This is a genomic window from Pseudonocardia pini, from assembly GCF_013870575.1.
Lineage (GTDB): Bacteria > Actinomycetota > Actinomycetes > Mycobacteriales > Pseudonocardiaceae > Pseudonocardia > Pseudonocardia pini.
Window position 1 is genome coordinate 1 of record NZ_JACBXB010001153.1, and the last position, 1,233, is coordinate 1,233.

Annotated in this window: 3 protein-coding genes; 2 read left to right on the forward strand and 1 reads right to left on the reverse strand. The window is 71.9% G+C overall.

Annotation, left to right across the window (positions count from 1 at the left end; all coding sequences use genetic code 11):
- The first annotated feature begins 101 nt into the window (after positions 1-101).
- Together H5J29_RS33365 and H5J29_RS33370 are read left to right on the forward strand one after the other, a co-directional pair.
- On the forward strand, positions 102-431 hold the full coding sequence (locus H5J29_RS33365) for a hypothetical protein (RefSeq protein ID WP_181784862.1): 330 nt from the start codon (positions 102-104) through the stop codon (positions 429-431).
- 66 nt (positions 432-497) lie between these two features.
- Entirely contained in the window at positions 498-1,067 is a 570-nt protein-coding gene (locus tag H5J29_RS33370) for a carboxymuconolactone decarboxylase family protein (protein WP_181784863.1), read from the forward strand.
- On the opposite strand, the gene H5J29_RS33375 is transcribed toward H5J29_RS33370, so the two are convergent.
- Positions 1,049-1,233: DUF732 domain-containing protein (locus H5J29_RS33375; RefSeq protein WP_181784864.1), on the reverse strand; the 185-nt coding region annotated here is incomplete at its 5' end. The two genes, H5J29_RS33370 and H5J29_RS33375, sit on opposite strands and share 19 nt — an antisense overlap.

Here is a 1,233-nt window from a genome sequence, read left to right on the forward strand (position 1 = left end):
GTGGTCGACCAGATCGCCGTGCTGACCGACGCCGGCGCGGTGGCCTGGCACCGGCGGCTCTCCCGGTAGCGTCGGGGGCTCCTCGACGATCGGAGCTCGTGATGCTCGGTCTGCCGCTCTCCCTGCTCGGCCCTGTCGTGGGGCCCTTCGCGAACCTCCTCAAGAAGTGGGACTACCGGCCCACGACCAGCTGGTTCAGTGACTTCATCACGGTGAACTGGAACGCCAGGGACGCGGAGCTGGAGCAGAAGGTGCTGGGGGACGTCGGCAGCTACGGCCTGCAGCTCTCCCGCGTGCTCGACGCCGTCGAGCTCCTGCTGGCGGACAAGGAGCTCGCCGCGTTGACCCCGGAGCAGCAGCGCACGGTGGTCCGTCTGCAGGACCTCGCGCAGCAGGCCCGGGACTCGGTGGCCCGCCACCGCGTGATCTGAGTCACTCCACCTCACGGTCCGCGCGGCGGCGTCGTCCTCCTCCTGTCCGATCCCGAGGAGGAGACCATGTCCCGTGTTCCCGCCGTCCCGGAGGCCGAGGCCGGTGTGCTCGGCAGGCTCGTCTACCGGCTGGCCCGCAGGCGGTTCGGCCTGGTGCCGGAGCCGTTCGCGATCGCCCGACACCATCGCGGGCTGTTCTGGGCCGGGCTGCTCAGCGAGCTCGCGTACGAGAAGGCGTCCACCGCGCTGCCCGCGCCGGTGCGGGAGATCGCCGTCTACCGGGTGGCGACGGTCGTCGGGTGCTCGTGGTGCGTGGACTTCGGCACCATGCTGCAGCGGCTCGAGGGACTGGACGTCGACCGGCTGCGGCGCATCGCGGACTTCGGGACCGATCCGCTCTTCACGCCGCAGGAGCGGCTCGCGATCCGCTACGCCGACGCGATGACCGCCACGCCCACCACCGTCACGGACGAGCTGTTCGCCGAGCTGGAACGGGCCTTCGACCGGGCAGGCGTGCTGGAGCTGACGCAGTCGATCGCGATGGAGAACCTGCGGGCCCGGGCGAACCACGCGCTCGGCATCGTGGACCAGGGCTTCGACGCGGCCTGCGCCGTCCGCTACGCGTCCGGGCAGTAGGCGGCGTTCGCGGCGTCGACCAGCAGGCGGGCGTCCCGGGTGCCGAAGCCCGCGGACACGGCGTCGGACACCAGCTGGCCGCGGGTCACGCCGTCCGCCAGCGCGGTGCAGACGCCGTGGCCGAGCTGGATCAGGGTGTTCTCCGGGATGTCGGAGAACGACGGCG

Bases quoted from the DNA above. Each gene is read 5' to 3' on its own strand.
- H5J29_RS33365 (WP_181784862.1), top strand. From the start codon at position 102: ATGCTCGGTCTGCCGCTCTCCCTGCTCGGCCCTGTCGTGGGGCCCTTC.
- H5J29_RS33370 (WP_181784863.1), top strand. From the start codon at position 498: ATGTCCCGTGTTCCCGCCGTCCCGGAGGCCGAGGCCGGTGTGCTCGGC.